Here is a 21,376-nt window from a genome sequence, read left to right on the forward strand (position 1 = left end):
GGCGGGGGCGCCGGAGCGCGAGGCAGGACGACGCGGACCCGGCAGATGGCCTTGGCCGTCGTGCCGCTCCGGGATCCTGCGCGATCGTCGCCTAGGGTCGTCTGCATGGCCAGCGACCACCAGAAGACCGACACCGGCTCCACCCGCCGCGTGCCCGTGAGCCTGCCCGCCATGGAGACCGCGGCCGGCGGCTGGCTGCGCGGCATGCGCTTCTCCGGCTTCAGCCTGATCATGCTCGTGATCATCGTGCTGTTCGTCGTGATCCTGGCCCCGAGCCTCCGGACGCTCATCCAGCAGCAGCAGCAGATCTCGTCGCTCCAGAAGTCGGTCGACAAGCAGAAGGCCGACGTCGGAGCCCTGAAAGACGACGTGGCCCGCTGGAACGACCCTGCCTACATCGAGGCCCAGGCCCGCGACCGCCTGCTCTACGTGTACCCGGGGGAGTACAGCTACCTCGTGATGGACGACGACCGCGCGTCGGGGTCGACCACGACGACGAAGTCGGGCGACACCATCTCGAACAAGATCCAGAATCCGAAGGTCGACTGGGTCGGCGGCATGATGTCGTCGGTCCTCGACGCCGGGCTCACGACGAAGCCGGCCGAGAAGCTCGTCTCGCCCGACATCACCACCGGCAGGTAGGCCGGCCGGAGGGCCCTCGCCCGCCCGGTATTCTGGAGTGCTGATGACTACGCCTCCCTTCGCCCCCGTGACCGAGCACGACGTGTTCGTCGTCACCCAGCAGCTCGGGCGCCCCGCGCGCGACGTGATCGGCATCGCGGCGCGGTGCGTCTGCGGCAACCCCACGGTCGTCTCGACGAAGCCGCGGCTCGGCGACGGCACGCCGTTCCCGACGCTGTACTACCTGTGCCACCCGGGCGCCACCGCCGCCATCTCGACGCTCGAGGCCAACGGCGTCATGGCCGAGTTTACCGCTCTCCTGGCCGACAGCCCCGAGCTGCAACAGCAGTACCTCCGCGCTCACGAGGCGTACCTCGCCGACCGCGAGAGCATCGAGCACGTCGACGAGATCGACCACGTGACGGCCGGCGGCATGCCCGAGCGGATCAAGTGCCTGCACGCGCTCGCAGGGCACGCGCTCGCGGCCGGGCCGGGCGTCAACCCGTTCGGCGACCTGGCACTCGAGCGCGCCTCGTGGAGCCCCGACGTCTGCACCTGCCCCGACTACTCGGGCGTCTCGACGGCCTCCGAGAGCGAGTAGGGCCGATGCGCAGGATCAGCCGCCCCGCCGCCCTCGCGGTGGTCGCCCTGGCGCTCTCGATCCTGCTCGCCCCCGTCGCCCTGACGGTCACCGCCCAGCCCGCGCGCGCCGACTCGCTCCGCGCCCGCGAGTACTGGCTCGACGACTACGGCATCCGGAGCGCCTGGTCGACGACCGAGGGGCAGGGCGTGACCGTGGCCGTCATCGACACGGGTGTCGACGGCTCGGTCCCCGAGCTCCGGGGGGTCGTCACCGGCGGCACCGACTTCTCCGGCAAGGGAGGAGCCGACGGTCAGACGCCGATCGACGACGACTCGTCGCACGGCACGCTCGTCGGATCACTCATCGCCGGCCGCGGCACCGGGCCGACGTCCGGGATGATCGGCGTGGCTCCGAAGGCGCACCTGCTGTCGATCTCGGTCGGGTTCGGATCGAGCGCCGTCGACCCCGACGGGCAGATCGCGAAGGCCGTCGTCTGGGCCGTCGACCACGGCGCGAAGGTCATCAACATGTCGCTCACGCGCAACACGCTCGACTGGCCGACGAGCTGGGACAGGGCGTTTCTCTACGCAATGAAGCACGGCGTGGTGGTGGTGGCCGCGGCGGGGAACCGGGGGAGCGGGACCGACGAGGTCGGAGCGCCCGCGACGATGCCGGGCGTCCTCACCGTCGCCGGCGTCGACCAGGCGAAGAACGCCAGCTTCGACGCGTCCAGTCAGGGCATCACCATCGGCGTCGCGGCTCCGAGCGAGGGCCTCGTCGGCGTCGCTCCCGGTGGCGGCTACCTCCTCTGGTCGGGCACCAGCGGCGCGACCCCGATCGTCGCCGGCATCGCCGCCCTCGTGATCGCAGCCCACCCGGGGATCTCGGCCGACGACGTCATCCAGCGCATCGTCTCCACCGCTACGCCGAAGGGCACCCCGTCGCCGGGGCCCATCTACGGACACGGCCTGGTCGACGCGCAGAAGGCGGTCACGGCCGACGTCGCGCACGTCACGAGCAACCCCCTCGGCGACCTGTCCGGCTGGATCCGGCTGCACCGGCGGGCCGAGGCCACGCCGCAGGCGACGTCGAAGCCGGTGCCGACGACCCCGGTCACGGCGACGCCGACGACCGCGACGGCCGCGGGGACGGATGACGGGATCCTGCCCTCCGCCGAGGGGATCCGCTCGGTGGGGATCCCGGTCACGGTCTATTCTCTTTTCGGAGTCATCTTCCTCGCCGTCGTCATCGGGGCCGCACGGCATCTCAGACGGATCCGCGCCAGGCGCTAGCCTGGTCTCCGTCCCCACCTACCAAGGAGTCCATCACTCGTGCCCAAGATCCTCATCGTCGGCGGCGGATACGCCGGGTTCTACACCGCCTGGAAGCTCGAGAAGTGGCTGCGCAAGGGTGAGGCCGAGGTCACCGTGGTCGACCCGCTGCCCTACATGACGTACCAGCCGTTCCTCCCCGAGGTCGCCGCCGGGTCGATCGAGCCGCGTCACGCCATCGTGTCGCTCCGCCGTCACCTGAAGAGCACGAACGTCATCACCGCCAAGGTGACGAAGGTCGACCACGCCACGAAGACCGCCACCATCACCCCCGAGGTCGGCGACGAGTGGACCATGGAGTACGACCAGGTCGTCATGACCGCCGGTGCCGTCTCGCGCACGTTCCCGATCCCGGGCGTCGCCGACGAGGCCATCGGCCTCAAGACGATCGAAGAGGCGCAGGCGATCCGCGACAAGCTCCTCACCAACTTCCAGAAGGCCGCCAACCTGCCCGCCGGGCCGCTGCGCGACCGTCTCCTGACCGTCGTCGTCGTCGGCGGCGGCTTCGCGGGCATCGAGATCTTCGCCGAGCTCCGCAGCTTCGCGACCGACCTCCTCAAGAACTACCCGGGCCTCACCATCGACGACACCCACTTCCACCTCGTCGAGGCGATGGGCAGGATCATGCCCGAGGTCTCGCTTGAGACGAGCCACTGGGTGCTCAAGAACCTCGCCGAGCGCCAGGCGATCGTGCACCTCGACACGCAGCTCCAGTCGGCCGTCGGCGGCAAGATCGAGCTCTCGACCGGCGAGTCGTTCGAGTCCGACCTCATCGTCTGGACCGCTGGCGTCATGGCGAACCCCGTGGTCCGCAACACCGACTTCCCGATCGAGGCCCGTGGCCGCATCAGCGTCCAGCCCGACCTCCGCATCGTCACCGAAGACGGCACCGTCGTGCCCGACGCCTGGGCCTGCGGCGACGTCGCGGCGACCCCCGACCTCACCGGCGGCGGCGTCGGCGGCTTCTGCGTGCCGAACGCGCAGCACGCCGTCCGCATGGGCAAGCAGCTTGCGAAGAACCTCACCGCCAGCCTGCGCGGCGAGAACACCCGCGACTACCGCCACGACAACCTGGGCGCCGTGGCCGGCCTCGGGATCGGCGTCGGGGTCTTCCAGAGCGGCAAGTTCGCGCTGAAGGGCTTCCCGGCGTGGGCCGCGCACCGCGGCTACCACGGTCTGGCGATGCCGTCGTGGGAGCGCAAGATCCGCGTCGTCACCGGCTGGGCGAACAACGCGGTCCTCGGCCGCGACATCGCGTCGCTCGACAACGTGACCACGCCCCGCGCCGCATTCGAGGAGTTCGCCTCGCGTCCGAAGCCGGCCGCTCCCGCAGCCGAGTCCGAGTCCGCGGCGACCCCGCAGATCGGCCAGCCGGCGGGCGAGCCCGGCCCGGTCTACGCCACTCCCGCCGACGGCGAGAAGGCCGCCGAGCCGGCCGCAGCGCCGAAGCGCGCGCCCCGCAAGGCCGCCGCGAAGAAGACGCCTGCCGCCGCGGAGGCTCCCGCCGCCGAGTAGGGCGCCCCTCTCGACTGCGGGTCTCGACCTGCCTGGACGCTCCCGACCACGAACATCCGTGGTCGGGAGCGTTCTTCGTGGTCGGGGCGCACTCAGTACAGTGAGACAGCACGCCCCCGTAGCCCAATCGGCAGAGGCAGGCGACTTAAAATCGCCTCAGTCAGGGTTCGAGTCCCTGCGGGGGCACCGCCCGAGCGGACTCCCCGGGCATCGGCTCGAGAACCGCTGTTCAGACGGCGTCGTCGCCCGCGGGCTCCACGTACCGGACCCACACCCACGTGCTGAGCGCGAGCACGGCGAAGGCGACGGCCGCCACCACGAGGGGCAGCACCGGGAACGCCTCCTCCGGGTCGCCCGCGTAGACGACCGCGGCCATGGCCACGCCGACGACGCCGAGCCCGACGAGGGTGGGCCGCGACCACGAGTAGAGCGCGCGGCCCGGCAGGGTCCCGATCGGGACGAGCAGGACGATGAGAGAGCCGAGCCCCGCGAGACACACCGTCGCGAGCGTCTCGCGGGTGATCTCGACGGCGAAGACCGTGTCGCCCAGCGGGATCAGCCCGTGCGCGACCCACGCCGCGAACGACACCAGGGCGAGCGACGACAGCTGCGCGATGGCGAGGATCCCGCCGCGGCGGACATCGCCCGCCTCGTCGCGGCTCTGCCCGGCCGAGTCGACGAGCCCCGCGACCACGAGGACGCCGAGCACCATCGGCGGGTCGATGTCGAAGATCCGCGTGGCGAGGCAGGCGAGCGCTGCGGCGGCGAGGAGGCGCGGTGAGACGCGGAGGCTCGTGGCGAGCCCCAGCCGGCGCCCGGCGATCCAGGTCGGCAGGACGACGCCCAGGCCGTTGATGAGGCCCAGCCCGATGATGATCGCGACGACGAGCCGCACGTAGCGGAGCTGGTCGTCGACACCGGCGGCGAGGGCGACGAGGAGGGCGCCGGAGCCGAGGGCGATGGCGGTGGCCGCTATCGGAGACAGCGCGTCTACGTCGGTGGAGGTGTCGGTGCGCGCCCGATTGCGGCCGGTCAGGCGCCGGGCGCGGAGCGCGAGGCGACCGCCGAGCGCCGACGCCGCGAGCCGGAGCGGGGCCAGGACGAGCAGGACGAAGACGAGCCCGAGCGCAAGCGCCCACAGCCAGGTGCCGCCGCCGAGACCCTCGCGGAGGGTGGGCAGATTGCGGCCGAAGCCGGTGGACGCGGTCCACGACGACGCGGAGGTCGACGAGGAGCCACCGCCGACGTCGGCCGGACCGCCCGGTGATCCTGCGCCCGGAGCCTTCGCCGGGCCGCCGCCCGATGAGGAGCCGCCGCCTGCCGAGCCGGATCCGCCGGCGGATCCGCTGCTGCCTGACGACCCTGGGCCGCCCGGCGAGCCGGCACCGGGCGCGGAAGCCTCCGCACTGGACGACGGCGACGGCGCCGGCGCAGCCGACGAGCCCGGTGCGGCGGGCGAGGAGGTCGCCGGCGACGTGCCCGGAGCGGCCTGCTGGGCGAAGACGACCAGCGCGCCGGCCGACGGAGCCCCGTAGTTGCCGGCGGAGTCGCGCGCGGCAGCCTGCACCGTGCGCGTGCCGGAGGGGATGAGGAGCCCTGTCGACGTGCAGCTCCAGCGGCCCCGGGAGACGACGGCCGTGCAGACGGGGTTGCTGTCGACGTAGGCGGTGACGGTGTCGCCGTTCTCGCCGCGCCCGGAGAAGACGAGCGGCTGGCCGGTGACGGTCGATCCGGCGACCGGCTGGTCGACACGGGGCGCGGCGGGGGCCTCGCGGTCGACGCTGATCGAGATGGCGGACGACGCGGCGGACACCGGCACGTCGGGGACGCTCCCGGACGACTGCGTGGCGCTCGCCGTGTAGCGGCCCGTGGGCACGGACGACGCCGGCAGGATCGACTGCCAGGCCCCGGAGGCGTCCGCCGTCGCGGTTACTCGGGAAGTGCGGCCCGTCGAGGAGGTGAGCGTGGTCGTGACGGTCGCCCTCGGGTAGGCGGTGCCGCTGACCTTCGCGCCGACCGAGATACCCGACGCCGTCGCGAGGACAGGCGGCGCGAGCACCGAGAAGGTGGGCGACGTGACGTCGGCGAGGGAGGTGTTGGTGAGGTCGCGGACGGTCAGCCGGAGCCCGGCGCCGCTCGAGACCGTGACGACGCACGACCAGCTGCCGTCGGCGCCGACTGCGGTGCTGCAGAGCGACGATGCAGGATGCGCGGGGTCGAGCACGCGGAGCGACGCCCCGGGGTCTCCCGTGCCGCGCGCCGTCGTGCGACCCGTGGCGGAGTCGCCGACCTGGATGGTGGGCGCAGGGGCGGGAGCGCTCGAGGGGGTGGCGACCGACGTCGATCCTGCGCCCTGGCCGGCCTGGGGAGAGGCTGCGCCGGCCGACGACGCAGCAGCGTCGGCGGGGTCGCGGGGGAGGGCGGTCGCGGAGGCGACGAGCCCGGCGGCGAGCAGCAGCACCACGGCGACGCCCGTGAGACGCCGGCTGGGAAGCCTCCGCCGAGGCGCTCGAGAGCGCCGCGGGCCGCCGGAGGCCGCGGCGTGTCGAGGGCTGGGAGTCGTGTCGGTGAGCACTGTCACCCAGTTACGCAGGTTCTCGGGGTACAAGTCAATCCACCTCGCGAGTGATGTGGAGAGATGGAGGTGAATCGTTAGCGAACGGAGGGTGACCGGCGACTCCCGCACGGGAGCACGGGTGAGTTCCCTCCGAGATTGCCCAGGCGTCAGGGAGCCCTCACTCGGCCCGCTTATAGTGAGTGCGGTATCAACAAGGAGTAATCGACCATGGATTCCGCCCTCGTAGGCATTCTCATCGCTGTAGGCGTCGTCGTCCTGCTGCTCGTCATCATCGGCATCTACCTCTGGGCGACGTACAACTCGTTCGTGAAGCTCAATGTGCGGGTCGACGAGGCGTGGAGCGACATCACCGTCCAGTTGAAGAGACGCGGCGACCTGATCCCGAACATCATCAGCAGCGTGAAGGGCTATGCCACTCACGAGTCGGGCGTGTTCGAGAGCGTGACGAAGGCGAGGGCCGAGACGCTCAGCGCGTCGACGCCGGCCGAGGCGAGCGCCGCCGAGGGGCACCTGCAGCAGTCGCTGAAGAGCATCTTCGCGGTCGCCGAGGCGTACCCGCAGCTCCAGGCGAGCCAGAACTTCCTGCAGCTGCAGTCGGAGCTCGTCGACACCGAAGACAAGATCCAGGGCGCGAGGCGCTTCTACAACGGCGGCGTCCGCGAGTTCAACACGAAGACCACGGTCTTCCCGAACACGCTCTTCGCCAAGCGCCTCGGTTTCACCGGGCGCGACTTCTTCGAGGTCTCCGAGCCGTCGGCCATCGCCGAGCCCCCGCGCGTCCAGTTCTGATCCTCCGGCGCTCCCACCGGCCGACCACCGAGAACCGAAGCCCATGTACAGCGCCGTCGCGCGGAACAAGCGCAACACCGTCTTCATCATCCTGATCTTCCTGGTGATCATCGGAGCCCTCGGCTTCGGAGCCAGCGCCCTCTGGAACAACCCCTCGATCGGCTTCGTCGTCCTCGTCGGGGCTGCCGTCTACGCGCTCCTCCAGTACTTCTTCGCCTCCCGCCAGGCGATCGCCATGAGCCGGGGCGTCCGCATCGACTCCTCGACCGAGCCGCGGCTCTGGCGCACCGTCGAGAACCTGTCGATCACGATGGGCATGCCGATGCCGGAGGTGTACATCGTCGACGACCCGGCGCCGAACGCCTTCGCCACGGGTCGCGATCCGGAGCACGCCGTCGTGGCCGCGACCACCGGCCTCCTGGCGATCATGGACGACACCGAGCTCCAGGGCGTGATGGCGCACGAGATGGGACACGTGAAGAACTACGACATCCGCGTCTCGACGATCGTGTTCGGACTCGTCGTGGCCATCGGCTTCCTGGCCGACATCCTGCTGCGGATGTCGTTCTTCGGCGCCGTCTTCGGCGGCGGCAACGACCGCCGCGACGACAACAACGGCGGCGGCGGGGGCGCGAACCCGGTGATGCTGGTCGTCGGCATCGCGGCCATGGTCGTCGCCCCGCTGGCTGCGGCCGGCGTGCAGGCGGCCGTGTCGCGGCAGCGCGAGTACCTCGCCGACGCCACCGGAGCCCTCACCACGCGCTACCCGGAGGGTCTCGCCCGGGCGCTCGAGAAGCTCGGCGCCTACGGTCGGCCGATGCGCCAGCAGAACTCGTCGATGTCGCACCTCTGGATCAGCGACCCCATGCGGCCCGGCGCGATGGCCCGCTTCTTCAGCACGCACCCGCCGCTCGCCGACCGGATCGCGCGCCTGCGTCAGACCGCCGGCACGTTCTAGCCGCCGGGCGCTACGCGAGCGCAGCAGCCAGGGTCGGCCCGAGGTCGCCCCGGCCCGTCGCCTCGACGCCCTCGAGCCCCTGCCAGGCGGCGGTGCGGTGCAGCAGAGCCACGAGTCGGTCGACGTCGACGGTGTGGCCGGGCTCGGTCCAGGCGTGCTGGACGCGCAGGATCCCGGCCTGCCGATCGCTCTTCAGATCGATCCGGCCGACGAGCGAGTCGCCCTGCAGGAGCGGCAGCACGTAGTAGCCGTAGACGCGCTTCGGCTGGGGCGTGTAGATCTCGATCCGGTAGCGGAAGCCGAAGAGGCGCTCGGTGCGCGCCCGCTCCCAGACGACGGGGTCGAACGGCGACAGCAGCGCGTCGGCTTCGATGCGGCGGGGGAGTCGGGCGTCGCGGTGGAGGAACGCCGCCTTCGACCAGCCCGGCACCTCGACCCGCTCGACCTCGCCGGCGTCTTCGAGCTCGCGGAGGACGGGCGCGACGTCGACGTTCTTGAGTCGGAAGTAGTCGGCGAGGTCGGTCGCCGTGCCGATGCCGTGGGCGCGAGCCGCGTGCGCGACGAGGGCGCGGTGGGCGTCGTGCCGCGGGACGACGGCGTCGAGGACCTCGGACGGCAGGATCTGCTCGGGCAGCCCGTACGTGCGCTCGAAGCGGGTGCGCCCCGCACTCACGACGTCGCCCGTGCGGAACAGCGCCTCGAGGCCGCGCTTGACGTCGCTCCAGCCCCACCACGGCCCCTGCCGGACGTTGGCGTCGTGCTCGATCTCGCTGGCGCGGAGCGGACCCGACGCGCGGAGCTCGGCGAGGAGCCAGTCGAGCATCGGACGGTTCGCCGCGGCCCACGAGTCGTCGTGGGCGGCGTACCAGTCGCGGTACTCGTCCATGCGCCAGCGCATCAGAGGCCACGACGTGACCGGGAGGAAGGCCGCCTCGTGCGCCCAGTACTCGGTGTAGCGCCCGGAGCGCGCGAACGTCAGCCGGTCGGCGAGGGCGCGGTCGTAGGGCCCGAGGCGCGCGTAGAGCGGCAGGTAGTGGCTGCGCTCGAAGACGTTGACCGAGTCGATCTGCAGGAGCCCCAGGCGGTCGACGGTCTGGTTGAGCTGGCGGGTGCCGACGGCCGCGCTCCCCGGGCGCCCGAGGCCCTGCGCTGCCAGCGCGATCCGGCGGGCGAGCGCGGGGGAGACGACGGACGGGTGCACGCCGACGAGACTAGGCGCTGCCGCCGACATCGGGGCGCGTGATCCTGCGCCCTGCGGGCTCATCGGGTGCTCTCAGCGCGGTCCTAGAATGACCGGATGGAGTCCTCGCCGTCCGACGGAGGGGCGTCGGCGAACGACGCGCCCGCACCGCGCGACGCGCGTCCGCTCAGCGACACGAGTGCGCCGCGCGGCGCGCGTCCGCTCGAGGACTCGCCGCTGGTCGACGTCGTGCCCGGCGGGATGCCCGACGGCATGCTGATCGCCGGCTCGTGGGCCTGGCGGGTGCTGGCCGTGGCGGGCGTCGTCGCGCTCGTCGTGCTGCTCGTGGCGCGGTTCCCGGTCATCGTCATCCCGCTCGTCGTGGCGATCCTGCTCGCGGCGCTCCTCCTGCCGGGGGCGGCCCTCCTCCAGCGGCACGGCTGGCCGCGCTGGACGACCGTGCTCGCGGCGATCGTCGTCGTGCTCGGGGTCCTGGTGGGCCTCGGCATGCTGGTCGCGACCGAGATCTCGAGCGGCCTCCCCTCGCTGGTGCGGCAGACCCTCGAGGCGTACCGTGACGCCCGCGGATTCCTGACCGGCGGCCCGTTCCACTTCACCCACGACCAGCTGCACACGTTCTACCGCGACGTGCTGAAGGGGCTGCAGGCCAACACCGACGACCTCGTCGCGCGCGCGGCCTCCGTGGGCTCGTGGGTCGGCCGCTTCGTGACCGGGCTCCTCCTCGCCGCGTTCGCGACCGTGATCCTGCTCATCGACGGCGCCGGCGTCTGGCGGTTCCTCGTCGGGCTCGTGCCGAGACGGGCACGCCTCCGGGTCGACGAGGCGGGGCGCGACGGCTGGACGACCCTCACGCGGTTCGTCCGGATGCAGCTGTTCGTGGCGCTCGTCGACGCCGTCGGGATCGGGCTGGTCGCCGGCATCCTGGGGATCCCTCTCGCCATCCCGATCGCCGTCGCGGTCTTCATCGGCTCGTTCGTGCCGATCGTCGGCGCCGTCGTCACGGGCATCGTCGCCGTCTTCGTCGCGCTCGTCTACAACGGCCCGGTGGCGGCCCTCGTCATGCTCGCGGGCGTGCTCGTGGTGCAGTCGCTCGAGGGCTACGTGCTACAGAGGCTCGTCACGAACGGCCCGGTCAAGGTGCACCCGCTCGCCGTGGTCTTCGGAGTCGCCCTCGGCACGCTGCTCGCCGGGGTGGCCGGCGCCCTCTTCGCGGTGCCCGTCATCGCCACGCTGCACGCCATGGCCCGGAGCATCGCCTCGCGCGCGCCCGGGCGACCTCACAGGCTGGCCGAAGACGATATGGTGCTGCACACGCGTGCGGCCGAGAAAGGTACGAGTGACGATGTCTGACCTCACCCTGGCGGGGCCCACCCTGGCCGAGTTCCACCAGGCGCGCGAGCGGGTCTCCCGCGTCGTCCACGTCACCCCGATGGAGAGCTCGTCGTTCCTCTCCCAGGCGCTCGGCGCGCCCGTCTTCCTGAAGTGCGAGAACCTGCAGCGCACCGGCTCGTACAAGATCCGCGGCGCCTACAACCGGCTGTCGCAGCTCGGCGAGTCGGAGCGCTCCCGCGGCGTCGTCGCCGCGTCGGCGGGCAACCACGCGCAGGGCGTCGCTCTCGCAGCCCGCGAGCTCGGGATCCCCGCCACCATCTACATGCCGCTCGGAGTGGCGCTGCCGAAGCTCCAGGCGACGCGCGACTACGGCGCGGAGGTCGTGCTGAGCGGCCACTCCGTCGAGGAGGCGCTCCTCGCGGCCAAGGCCTACTCGGAGCAGAGCGGCGCCGTCTTCATCCCGCCCTACGACCACCCCGACGTGATCGCCGGACAGGGCACCCTCGGCCTCGAGATCCTCGAGCAGGTGCCCGACGTCGACACCATCGTCATGGCGATCGGCGGCGGCGGCCTGATCTCGGGTGTCGCGAGCGTCGTCACGCAGATGCGCGCCCAGACCGGCGGCTCGATCAGGATCATCGGCGTCCAGGCGGCGAACTCGGCCCCCTACGCCCTGTCGATGAAGCTCGGCGCGCTCACGGGCGTCGTCCCGACCCCGACCATCTCCGACGGAATCGCCGTCGCCAAGCCGGGCGTGCTGAACTTCGAGATCGTGCGCGAGACCGTCTCCGAGGTCGTCACGGTCAGCGACGACGACACCGCCCGCGCGATCCTGGTGCTCCTCGAGCGCGCCAAGCAGGTCGTCGAGCCGGCCGGAGCCGTCGGGGTGGCCGCGATCCTGACCGATCAGATCCAGCCGCTCGGCAAGACGGTCGTCGTGCTCTCGGGCGGAAACATCGACCCGCTCATGATGGAGCGCGTGATCAGCCGGGGCCTCGCCGCCTCGGAGCGCTACCTGCACTTCCGGGTGATGCTGCCCGACCGCCCCGGCCAGCTGTCGCGCGTCTCGGAGATCATCTCGGAGGCGAACGCCAACGTGGTCGAGGTACTGCACACCCGGCACGGCCGGGGCCTCCAGATCAGCGAGGTCGAGCTCGAGCTGAGCGTCGAGACGCGCGGCCCCGACCACGCCGAGCAGGTCATGCAGCACCTCCGCGACGCCGGCTTCACGCCGCAGTCGCTGATGTCGTAGCCCGAGGGCCTACGGCTGGTAGGGCTCGACCGAGGTGATCGAGACGGTGATCTCCTTGCCGTTCGGTGCCGTGTAGCTCGTGGTGGTGCCGGCGGTCTGACCCGAGATGGCCTCGCCGAGGGGGCTGGTCGGGCTGTAGACGGTGAGGTCGCTGCCGGGGGCGATGATCTCGCGGCTGCCGAGGACGAACGTCGACTCGTCGCCCGCGATCGTCGCGGTGATCAGCATGCCGGGGCCGACGATGCCGGTGTCGGCCGCGCCCTCCGAGATGGTGGCCGTCTTCAGGAGGTTGGTGAGCGTGCGGATCCTGGCCTCGATCTTCGCCTGCTCGTCTTTCGCGGCGTGGTAGCCGCCGTTCTCCTTGAGGTCGCCCTCTTCGCGCGCGGCGGAGATGCGGCCGACGATCTCGTCGCGGCCGGTGGTGCTCAGGGTCTCCAGCTCTCTCGCGAGGCGGTCGTAGGCCTCCTGCGAGAGCCAGGTGGCGGAATCCGTGTTGCTCATGACTTTCTCCTACTCGTCGGCGCGTGCGGACGCGGTGAACGCCTCGTCCCCAGGATGTCGCCCCGAAAAAAGGAGACCGGCCGTGTGGCCGGTCTCGATGGTGAATCAGGTGAGCTTACGGCAGCCAGCACTTGTCGATCAAGCCCGTGACGCCGCGATTCATCGTCGTGATGTCGGTCGTGTACGTGTTCGCCTGCGCTGTGGAGGGCGGCAGGTGCACGATCTTCCAGCCGACGACGTCGAAGCCGGAGTTCAGGACCTCGACCGCGCAGTCGACCCGCGTGCCGGGGTCGACGCTCACCTCGGAGCGCACGGTCGCCGAGTGGTCGTCGTGGATCACGTAGCCGGCGTCGTTCGTCTCGACGGTCGCGCTGGTGCCGTCGAAGGCCGCGAAGATCACCCAGGCCCCGAAGACGATGACGAAGGCGCCGCCGACGATGACGGCGATCCAGCGACGTCGGAGGCGGTACGACCGGGTGCGCCCGTAGCGGACGTCGAGAGCGGTCTCGCCGCGCGCCGCACGGCCGACACCGTCGCCTCGCGGCGTCCGGTCGTCGCGGCCGGTGCTCTTGGTCGGGCTGGGCGCCACGGGTGTTTCTCCGTCCGATTATCCTTGAGCACAGGTTAGCAACGCTGACCGTGACAGAAATCCGAGGACTCCCCGTGACCCTGCGCCTCCTGGCGGTGCACGCCCACCCCGACGACGAGTCCAGCAAGGGCTCCGCCACCTACGCCCACTACGTCAAGCGCGGCGCCGAGGTGCTGATCGTGAGCGCGACCGGCGGCGAGCAGGGCTCGATCCTCAACGAGAAGCTCGAGGCCCGCGCGCACGCCGAGCGCGACATGGCCGGGCTCCGGGTGCTCGAGATGGCCCGCGCGCAGGAGGCCATGGGCGTCGACCACGCCTGGCTCGGCTACCACGACTCCGGGCTCCCCGAGGAGGGCGAGAGCGTCGCGGTGAACTCGTTCGCGACGATCCCGCTCGAGATCTCGGCCGAGCCGCTCGTGCGCATCATCCGCCGGTTCAAGCCGCAGGTGCTCATCACCTACGACGAGAACGGCGGCTACCCGCACCCCGACCACATCCGGACGCACGAGATCTCGCTCGCCGCCTACGAGGCCGCCGCCGACCCGTCGAAGTACCCCGCTGCCGGTCCTGCCTGGCAGGTGTCGAAGCTGTACTACGACCGCATCATGAACGCGACGCGCATGAGGGCGATCTACGACGCGATCAAGGAGGAGACGCCCGACTCCCCGGTCCTCGCGCAGATGGACGAGATGTTCAAGCGCTGGGGCGAGCGGCCCGACCTCTCGACGACCCACATCGACGTCGCCGACTCGTTCGAGGAGCGCGACCTGGCGCTCAAGTCGCACGCCAGCCAGGTCGACCCCGAGGGCTTCTTCTTCCTGTACCCGCTCGATCTCCAGCGCCGCGTCTGGCCGACGGAGGACTTCCAGCTGATCGACTCCAAGGTCGAGACGACCCTGCCCGAGACCGACCTGTTCGCGGGGATCACCGAATGACCCTGCTCGGGCTCGCGACGGTCGTCCTGGCCGAGACCGGCAACCCGTCGGCGCCGGTCAAGGCCGTGCCCGACAGCCAGGTGACCCCGGGCTGGATCGGGTTCCTCGCGATCTTCTTCGTCGGGCTCGCGACCGTCCTGCTCATTGTCGACATGACGAGGCGCGTCCGTCGCACCCGCTACCGCGGAGAGATCCGCGAGCAGATCGAGCTCGAGCGCCAGGAGGCTGCGAAGGCCGCCGCCGGGCTCGACGACGAGCTGCGCGACGGGGGCCATGTCGGGCCGCAGGAGCGGGCGCCGCGGCCCGGGTCGCCGGGCGAGCCCCGCTGATCCTGCGCTCCCTCGATCGCCTGGGTCGCGGCTGCCGCCGCTGCCGCCCAACGTCTCGCGGACGAATCACCCTGCCGCGGCCGGGTGCGCAGTCCGCGAGACGTCGCGCGGCGCGAGCCTACGAGCGCGGCAGGGCGACCAGCAGCACGGCCGTCCAGTGGCAGAGGAACGCCAGGACGGTCAGCGCGTGGAAGATCTCGTGGAACCCGAAGACGCCGGGCACGGGGTTCGGCCGCTTGATGCCGTAGATCACGGCGCCGGCGATGTAGAGGGCGCCGCCGATCAGCACGAGCGTCATCGAGACGGCGTTGAAGGCGAAGAGGTCGCCCATGTAGATCAGGGCTCCGACGCCGAGCAGCACGTAGAGCGGGACGTAGAGCCAGCGGGGGGCGCCGGTCCAGAAGACGCGGAACGCAATGCCGAAGACCGCACCGCCCCAGACCAGGATCAGCAGCGTGGTCGCCTTCTCGGTCGAGAGGCCGAGCACCGCGATCGGCGTGTAGGTGCCGGCGATCAGCAGGAAGATGTTCGAGTGGTCGAAGCGCTTCAGCAGCAGCTTCGCCTTCGGCTTCCAGTCGAACCGGTGGTAGGTCGCCGAGATGCCGAAGAGCAGGAGCGACGTGCCGAAGTACACGGCCGTCGACGCCTTCGCCGCGGGGCCGTGAGCGACCGAGACCAGGATCACGCCCAGCACGATCGCGAGTGGGAACGTGCCCGTATGGATCCAGCCGCGCCAGGTGGGCTTGATCTCGAGAGTGGCCGTCATGGGGCGATGCTAGCCGACTAACCTGCACAACGGTGTGAACGTATCGAACTGTCGGCGGCAGGTCGGCGGCAGGTGGGCGGCAAGTCGCTGGCAGGTCGCGGGCAGGTCACCCGCAGGTCGCACACGGTCGCCCGCTCGACGGACGAATCGCTCGGGAACGAGGGACTACCGTAGCCTCGTGACCACCAGGCGACGGACGACCAGCGACGATTCCGCTGACACGCCCGTCGGCCGCGGGTTCCTCTACGGGCTCTACCAGAACCGCATCCGGCGTGGTCTCGCGGGCCTCGACCTGCCCCACCACGTGGCCATGATCGTCGACGGCAACCGCCGCTGGGCGAAAGAGCGGATGCTCGAGACCGCCGCTCACGGGCACCGGGCCGGCGCCGCCAAGATCCGCGAGTTCCTGACCTGGTGCGACGACCTCGGCATCCGGGTCGTCACGCTCTACCTCCTGTCGTCCGACAACCTGACGAACCGCGAGGGCGGCGAGCTCGACTCCCTCGTCGAGATCATCGCCGACCTCGCCGAAGACCTCTCGAGGTCGCGCGACTGGCGGGTGCAGCACGTCGGCTCCGTCGAGGGTCTCCCCGCACAGCTCGTCGACGCGCTGCAGGCGGCCGAGTCGAGCACCGCGACTCACACGGGCCTCCACGTGAACCTCGCCGTCGGCTACGGCGGGCGCCGCGAGATCGTCGACGCGCTCCGGAGCATCGTGCGGAAGCACGGCGAGGGCGGCGGCACGATCGACGACCTCGCCGAGGTCCTGACCCCCGAGATGATCGCCGACCACCTCTACACCGGCGGTCAGCCCGACCCCGACCTCGTCATCCGCACGTCCGGCGAGCAGCGCCTCAGCGACTTCATGCTCTGGCAGAGCGCCCACAGCGAGTTCTACTTCGTCGAGGCCTACTACCCCGACCTGCGCGAGGTCGACTTCCTGCGCGCGGTCCGCGACTTCGCGAATCGGCACCGGCGGTACGGCGGCTAGCCTCCCGCGGGTACGGTAGGTGGGTTAGCCGTACAGCAGGGAGCCCGCCGTGACCACCATCGACGAATTCCGCGACACCTTCGCCGAAGACCCCGGATACCTCGACTTCGCCTCATTCGGACCGATGTCGCGCGCCGTCGTCGCGGAGCAGGCGGCGCTGTCGGAGATCCACGTCCGGGGCCGCTACGGCGCCGCAGCCGTCTTCGACGAGCAGGGCATCCGCGTGCGCGAGGCCGTCCGCCGCGTCGCCGGCTTCCCGACCGACCGCGTCGTCTTTCAGCCGAACGCGTCGATGGGCCTGATGCACGCCTTCTTCGGCCTCTCCGGGCAGGTGCTCTACTCCGCCCGCGAGTACCCGAGCATCCCTCTCGCCGCCCGCCGCGCAGCCCAGGCCCTGCACGTCCTCGACCCGATCACCATGCAGCCGCCCCAGGGAGTCGTGACGCCCGAGGTCGTCCGCGACAACCTCACGCCCGCCACCACCGCCGTCGCCGTCAGCCTGGTCGACTACCGGACCGGGTACCGGGCCGACCTCGAGGGCATCCGCGACGTCATCGGCGACCGGCTCCTGATCGTCGACGCGATCCAGGGCTTCGGCGTGGTCGAGGCGCCGTACGAGGTCGCCGACGTCGTGGTCGCGGGCGGCCAGAAATGGGTCCGCGCAGGATGGGGCACCGGCTTCCTCGGCCTCTCCGAGCGGGCCGCCACCGACCTCGTCCCCCTCATCAGCGGTGTCAGCGGCACGATCGTGCCGCTCGGCGGCTCCTACGAAGAGGTCCCGCCGCCGCTCCAGGGCGCCGCCGCGTTCCAGATCACGAGGGCCGACCCGATCGCCGAGGCGCGCTTCGCGACTGCACTCGAGGGCATCGCCGAGGTCGGCGTGGGCGAGATCCAGCGCGCCATCACGCAGACCGTCTCGCGGCTCGTCGACATCGCCGACGAGTTCGCGCTGCCCGTGGCGTCCTCGCGCGACGAGTCGGAGCGCGCCGGGATCATCGTCCTCGAGCCCGAGCCCGAGCAGGTCACGGCGCTCACCGCGTCGCTGATCAACCACGGCGTCACGGCCACGGTCCGCGACGGCAGCGTGCGGCTGAGTGCCCACGTGTCGACGGGCGACGACACCCTCGAGGCGCTCCGCGGAGCACTCACGTCGTTCTCGTCGAGCGTCCTGTACTGAGGCGCGTGCGGGGCGCGGGCGTTGCGCGTGCGGGGCGCGAGCGCCGCGCGTGCATAGCGCGAGTGTTGCTCGTGCGGGGCGCGAGTGACGGGCGTTAATCTGCGCGTAACCGAACGGGGCGTGTCGGATTTGGCCTTTGCCGGTGGCACGACGTAGCTTCGAGCCATCGGGTAGAGCACCCGGTCGGGACGGCCACGTAAGTTCGTCCAGCTCTTGCTCCACGGCCGTCTCGCGGGAAGGTACCGAGTGCCCCGCACTCGGAGATGGAGTCGGTCGTGACCGCTTTCGACATCAGTTCCTCTTCTTCAAGCGCGACCGGGTCGAAGGCCGAGGTGCCGACCGCGACAGGCCAGCGCACCTACGTCCTCGACACGTCGGTCCTGCTGAGCGATCCGCAGGCCATGTTCCGGTTCGCCGAGCAGTCGGTCGTGATCCCCGTCGTGGTGGTCAGCGAGCTCGAGAAGAAGCGTCACGACCCAGAGCTCGGCTACTTCGCCCGCCAGGCCCTCCGTCTCCTCGACGATCTGCGCGTCAAGCACGAGCGGCTCGACTTCCCCGTCGAGGTCGGCCAGGGCGGCTCCCTCCGGGTCGAGCTCAACCACTCGAACATGTCGGTCCTGCCCTCGGGCCTCCGACTCGATGACAACGACTCCAGGATCCTGGCGGTCGCCTCCAACCTGTCGGCCGACGGCCTCGACGTGGTCGTCGTGTCGAAAGACCTCCCGCTCCGCGTCAAGGCGGCCTCGATCGGCCTCTCCGCCGAGGAGTACCGGGCCGAGCAGGTCGTCGACTCCGGCTATACCGGCATCGCCGAGGTCGACATCTCGAGCGAGCAGATGGCGAAGCTCTACGACGACGAGCACATCTCGACCCGCGCCGCCGAGCAGCCCGTCAACACCGGGCTCGTCATGCACTCCGACCGCGGATCGGCCCTCGGGCGCGTCGTGTCGAGGGGCCACGTGCGGCTCGTCCGCGGCGACCGCGACGTGTTCGGCCTCCACGGCCGCTCGGCCGAGCAGCGCCTCGCCATCGACCTGCTGCTCGATCAGGAGGTCGGCATCGTGTCGCTCGGTGGCTCCGCCGGCACCGGCAAGTCGGCGCTCGCCCTCTGCGCGGGCCTCGAGGCCGTGCTCGAGAAGCAGCAGCACAAGAAGATCATGGTGTTCCGTCCGCTCTACGCGGTCGGCGGTCAAGACCTCGGCTTCCTGCCGGGCGACGCCGGCGAGAAGATGAACCCGTGGGCGCAGGCCGTCTTCGACACGCTCGGCGCGATCGTCTCGCAGAACGTCCTCGACGAGGTCGTCGAGCGGGGCATCCTCGAGGTGCTGCCGCTCACGCACATCCGCGGCCGCTCGCTCCACGACGCGTTCGTGATCGTCGACGAGGCGCAGTCGCTCGAACGGAACGTCCTCCTCACGGTCCTGTCGCGAATCGGGCAGAACTCGCGCGTGGTCCTGACGCACGACGTCGCCCAGCGCGACAACCTGCGCGTCGGCCGCCACGACGGGGTCGCCTCGGTGATCGAGACGCTGAAGGGGCACCCGCTGTTCGCGCACGTGACGCTCACGCGCTCCGAACGGTCGGCGATCGCGGCGCTCGTGACCGAGCTGCTGGAGTCGAACGAGCTGGCGTAGCTCCTGCTGCTGCTGCCGTCGTAGCTCCTGCTTCCCCGAAAGGCCGAAATCCGCCCCTCCCTCTCCGGAGGAGGGGCGGATTTCGGCCGCTCGGCTCAAGCGGAGCGGTAAGGGCGTCCTCCCCAGGGGCGGGGATGGTCGGGTTGTCCACAGGCGGGCGCACCTGCCTGAAACAGCGCGCGCGACCGCCCTAGGGTCGCCGCATGAACTCCTTCGTCGACGCCGCTGCGATCCTGCTCCTCCTCGTGGTGGCACTCGGCCTGCCCGGTCTCGGCCTGCCCTGTCCCGGGACGGGCCCGCCGGTCGGGGGCGCCGCGCTGGCGGTGGTCCCGGCCGCCTGCTGGATCGCCGTGGTCACCCCCGCCCTGGTGCGGAGCGACCTCGCGCGGCGCCGCCTGCCGAATGCGCTGACACTGCCCGCGGTCGGGCTCGCGGTGGCCGGGGCTGCGGGCGCGGCCGTGTCGGGAGGGGGAGGGCGCGATCCTGCGCTGGCTGCCGGAGTGGTCGCCGTGACCCTGTTCGTCGGGGTGCTCGGAGCACGGCGCGCAGGCGTCGGCCTCGGCGACGTCAAGCTCGGGGCAGCGCTCGCCGGCAGTGCGGCACTGGTCGGGCCTGAGGCGCTCGCGGTCTTCAGCGTCGGCACCGGCCTGTGCGGGCTCGCCGCGGCCGTGGTGGCCCTGAGGCGCGCAGGATCCCGGGGCACTCGCACGACCATCGCGTACGGGCCGTGCCTGCTGTCGGGCTACTGGGCCGCCCTCACCGCCGCCGGAGTCGCCTCCTGGCTGCCGTCCGGCGGCGGCACGTGATGCGGGTGAGCGGGTCAGCCCGGGTGGGTCATGCTCAAGACGTCGAGGGCCTTGTCGAGCTGCTCTTCCGTGACCTCGCCGCGCTCGACGAAGCCGAGGTCGACCACGGCCTCGCGCACGGTGAGCTTGGCGGCCACCGCGTGCTTGGCGATCTTCGCTGCGGCCTCGTAGCCGACGATGCGGTTCAGCGGAGTGACGATGGACGGCGAGGACTCGGCCAGGGCGCGCGCGTGCTCGACGTTGGCGATCAGGCCGTCGACGGTCTTGTCGGCGAGGGCGCGCGTGGCGTTCGAGAGCAGGCGGATCGACTCGAGGAGAGCGGTGCCCATGACCGGGATCGCGACGTTGAGCTCGAAGGCGCCGGACGCCCCGGCCCAGGCGATCGTCGCGTCGTTGCCGATGACCCGGGCGCCGACCATCAGCACGGCCTCGGGGATGACGGGGTTGACCTTGCCGGGCATGATCGAGGAGCCGGGCTGCAGGTCGGGGATGTGCAGCTCTCCGAGACCGGTGTTGGGGCCGGAGCCCATCCAGCGGAGGTCGTTGTTGATCTTGGTCAGGCTGACAGCGAGCACGCGGAGCGCGCCGGAGGCCTCCACGAGGCCGTCGCGGGCGCCCTGAGCCTCGAAGTGGTCGAGCGCCTCGGTGATCGGCAGCCCCGAGTCGTCGGCGAGCAGGGCGATGACGCGCTGCGGGAAGCCGGCGGGGGTGTTGATGCCGGTGCCGGTGGCGGTGCCGCCGAGCGGGACCTCGGCCACGCGGGGGAGCGTCGCCGAGACGCGCTCGATCCCGAGGCGGATCTGGCGGGCGTAGCCGCCGAACTCCTGCCCGAGGGTGACCGGGGTGGCGTCCATGAGGTGGGTGCGGCCCGACTTGACGACGGTCTTCCACTCCTCGGCCTTCTTCGCGAAGGCCACGGCGAGGTGGTCGAGGGCGGGGATCAGGTCGTGCAGGAGGGCGCCGGTGACGGCGACGTGCACCGACGTCGGGAACACGTCGTTCGACGACTGCGACGCGTTGACGTGGTCGTTCGGGTGCACGCGGCTGCCCAGGATTCCGGAGGCCAGGGTGGCGAGCACCTCGTTCATGTTCATGTTCGACGACGTGCCGGAGCCGGTCTGGTAGACGTCGACCGGGAACTGGTCGTGGTGCTGACCCTCGATCAGGAGGTCGGCCGCCTCGGCGATCGCGCTCGAGATCGCCGCGTCGAGGATGCCCAGCTCGCCGTTGACCACGGCGGCGGCCCGCTTGATCCGCGCGAGGGCCACGATCTGAGCCGGCTCGAGCCCGGCGCCCGAGATCGGGAAGTTCTCGACCGCCCGCTGCGTCTGCGCGCTGTAGAGGGCGGTGGCGGGAACCCGCACCTCGCCCATCGTGTCGTGCTCGATGCGGTAGTCGGGTGTTGCCGAGGTCTCGGTCGTGGTCACGTCGCTGTGGTCCTTCCGTCGGCCCGCAGTGCGGGCGGGGTGTGCGGGATTCTGCACGGGT

20 protein-coding genes and 1 tRNA gene are annotated in these 21,376 nt (G+C 71.3%); 15 read left to right on the top strand and 6 right to left on the bottom strand.

The features are described from left to right. Window positions 1-105: 105 nt before the first annotated feature. The 5 genes from ABD733_RS16525 (at window position 106) to ABD733_RS16545 (ending at window position 4,236) form a co-directional block, all read left to right on the top strand. Window positions 106-642, top strand: a complete 537-nt coding sequence (locus tag ABD733_RS16525; RefSeq protein WP_344798251.1) for an FtsB family cell division protein — start codon at window positions 106-108, stop codon at window positions 640-642. Between the two features lie 43 nt (window positions 643-685). Further along, window positions 686-1,222: a DUF501 domain-containing protein gene (locus tag ABD733_RS16530; RefSeq protein ID WP_344798253.1), complete on the top strand. Its 537-nt coding sequence runs from the start codon at window positions 686-688 to the stop codon at window positions 1,220-1,222. Window positions 1,223-1,227: 5 nt separating this feature from the next. Beyond that, window positions 1,228-2,496, top strand: a complete 1,269-nt coding sequence (locus ABD733_RS16535) for a S8 family peptidase (RefSeq protein WP_344798255.1) — start codon at window positions 1,228-1,230, stop codon at window positions 2,494-2,496. Between the two features lie 39 nt (window positions 2,497-2,535). Beyond that, window positions 2,536-4,050 (top strand): NAD(P)/FAD-dependent oxidoreductase, encoded by a 1,515-nt coding sequence (locus ABD733_RS16540; RefSeq protein WP_344798257.1) that lies wholly within the window; start codon window positions 2,536-2,538, stop codon window positions 4,048-4,050. A gap of 112 nt (window positions 4,051-4,162) precedes the next feature. Continuing rightward, window positions 4,163-4,236, top strand: a tRNA-Leu gene (locus ABD733_RS16545). A 43-nt stretch (window positions 4,237-4,279) separates the two neighbouring features. Here ABD733_RS16545 and ABD733_RS16550 read toward each other — a convergent pair. Continuing rightward, entirely contained in the window at window positions 4,280-6,631 is a 2,352-nt protein-coding gene (locus tag ABD733_RS16550; protein ID WP_344798259.1) for a hypothetical protein, read from the bottom strand. Window positions 6,632-6,835: 204 nt separating this feature from the next. Between ABD733_RS16550 and ABD733_RS16555 the strand changes: the two genes are divergently transcribed. Further along, a complete protein-coding gene (locus ABD733_RS16555; protein ID WP_344798261.1) occupies window positions 6,836-7,417 on the top strand; it encodes a LemA family protein in 582 nt (193 codons plus the stop codon). Window positions 7,418-7,460: 43 nt separating this feature from the next. Next, window positions 7,461-8,375 (top strand): M48 family metallopeptidase, encoded by a 915-nt coding sequence (locus tag ABD733_RS16560; protein WP_344798263.1) that lies wholly within the window; start codon window positions 7,461-7,463, stop codon window positions 8,373-8,375. Between the two features lie 10 nt (window positions 8,376-8,385). On the opposite strand, the gene ABD733_RS16565 is transcribed toward ABD733_RS16560, so the two are convergent. Then, window positions 8,386-9,606, bottom strand: a complete 1,221-nt coding sequence (locus tag ABD733_RS16565; RefSeq protein WP_425552944.1) for a winged helix-turn-helix domain-containing protein — start codon at window positions 9,604-9,606, stop codon at window positions 8,386-8,388. A 66-nt stretch (window positions 9,607-9,672) separates the two neighbouring features. Here ABD733_RS16565 and ABD733_RS16570 point away from each other — a divergent pair, with 66 nt between their 5' ends. After that, a complete protein-coding gene (locus ABD733_RS16570; RefSeq protein WP_344798267.1) occupies window positions 9,673-10,926 on the top strand; it encodes an AI-2E family transporter in 1,254 nt (417 codons plus the stop codon). Next, window positions 10,919-12,160, top strand: a complete 1,242-nt coding sequence (gene ilvA / locus ABD733_RS16575; RefSeq protein ID WP_344798269.1) for a threonine ammonia-lyase — start codon at window positions 10,919-10,921, stop codon at window positions 12,158-12,160. The genes ABD733_RS16570 and ilvA overlap by 8 nt, the downstream gene beginning before the upstream one ends. Before the next feature lie 9 nt (window positions 12,161-12,169). Here the strand turns inward: ilvA and greA are convergent, their stop codons facing one another. Continuing rightward, window positions 12,170-12,661: a transcription elongation factor GreA gene (gene greA / locus ABD733_RS16580; RefSeq protein ID WP_344798270.1), complete on the bottom strand. Its 492-nt coding sequence runs from the start codon at window positions 12,659-12,661 to the stop codon at window positions 12,170-12,172. Between the two features lie 115 nt (window positions 12,662-12,776). Next, window positions 12,777-13,250: a DUF4307 domain-containing protein gene (locus tag ABD733_RS16585; protein WP_344798272.1), complete on the bottom strand. Its 474-nt coding sequence runs from the start codon at window positions 13,248-13,250 to the stop codon at window positions 12,777-12,779. Between the two features lie 50 nt (window positions 13,251-13,300). Here ABD733_RS16585 and mca point away from each other — a divergent pair, with 50 nt between their 5' ends. Then, window positions 13,301-14,185, top strand: coding sequence for a mycothiol conjugate amidase Mca (mca, locus tag ABD733_RS16590; protein ID WP_344798274.1), 885 nt, complete (start codon window positions 13,301-13,303; stop codon window positions 14,183-14,185). Beyond that, window positions 14,182-14,514 (top strand): hypothetical protein, encoded by a 333-nt coding sequence (locus ABD733_RS16595; RefSeq protein WP_344798276.1) that lies wholly within the window; start codon window positions 14,182-14,184, stop codon window positions 14,512-14,514. Before mca ends, ABD733_RS16595 begins: the two co-directional genes overlap by 4 nt. A gap of 118 nt (window positions 14,515-14,632) precedes the next feature. Here ABD733_RS16595 and trhA read toward each other — a convergent pair whose 3' ends face one another. Beyond that, a complete protein-coding gene (trhA, locus tag ABD733_RS16600; protein ID WP_344798279.1) occupies window positions 14,633-15,280 on the bottom strand; it encodes a PAQR family membrane homeostasis protein TrhA in 648 nt (215 codons plus the stop codon). 178 nt (window positions 15,281-15,458) lie between these two features. Between trhA and ABD733_RS16605 the strand changes: the two genes are divergently transcribed. The 4 genes from ABD733_RS16605 (at window position 15,459) to ABD733_RS16620 (ending at window position 19,888) form a co-directional block, all read left to right on the top strand. Continuing rightward, entirely contained in the window at window positions 15,459-16,271 is an 813-nt protein-coding gene (locus tag ABD733_RS16605; protein ID WP_344798281.1) for an isoprenyl transferase, read from the top strand. Between the two features lie 49 nt (window positions 16,272-16,320). Then, window positions 16,321-17,448: an aminotransferase class V-fold PLP-dependent enzyme gene (locus ABD733_RS16610; RefSeq protein ID WP_344798283.1), complete on the top strand. Its 1,128-nt coding sequence runs from the start codon at window positions 16,321-16,323 to the stop codon at window positions 17,446-17,448. Between the two features lie 263 nt (window positions 17,449-17,711). Continuing rightward, the gene (gene phoH2, locus ABD733_RS16615; protein WP_344798285.1) at window positions 17,712-19,082 is read left to right on the top strand and encodes an RNA 5'-3' helicase PhoH2; all 1,371 of its coding nucleotides are present in this window, start codon (window positions 17,712-17,714) and stop codon (window positions 19,080-19,082) included. A 203-nt stretch (window positions 19,083-19,285) separates the two neighbouring features. Further along, a complete protein-coding gene (locus tag ABD733_RS16620) occupies window positions 19,286-19,888 on the top strand; it encodes a prepilin peptidase (protein ID WP_344798287.1) in 603 nt (200 codons plus the stop codon). Window positions 19,889-19,902: 14 nt separating this feature from the next. On the opposite strand, the gene ABD733_RS16625 is transcribed toward ABD733_RS16620, so the two are convergent. Then, window positions 19,903-21,315, bottom strand: a complete 1,413-nt coding sequence (locus ABD733_RS16625; protein WP_344798289.1) for a class II fumarate hydratase — start codon at window positions 21,313-21,315, stop codon at window positions 19,903-19,905. Window positions 21,316-21,376 lie beyond the last annotated feature (61 nt).

The organism is Frondihabitans peucedani (assembly GCF_039537585.1).
In the GTDB taxonomy this organism is placed as follows: Bacteria; Actinomycetota; Actinomycetes; order Actinomycetales; family Microbacteriaceae; genus Frondihabitans; species Frondihabitans peucedani.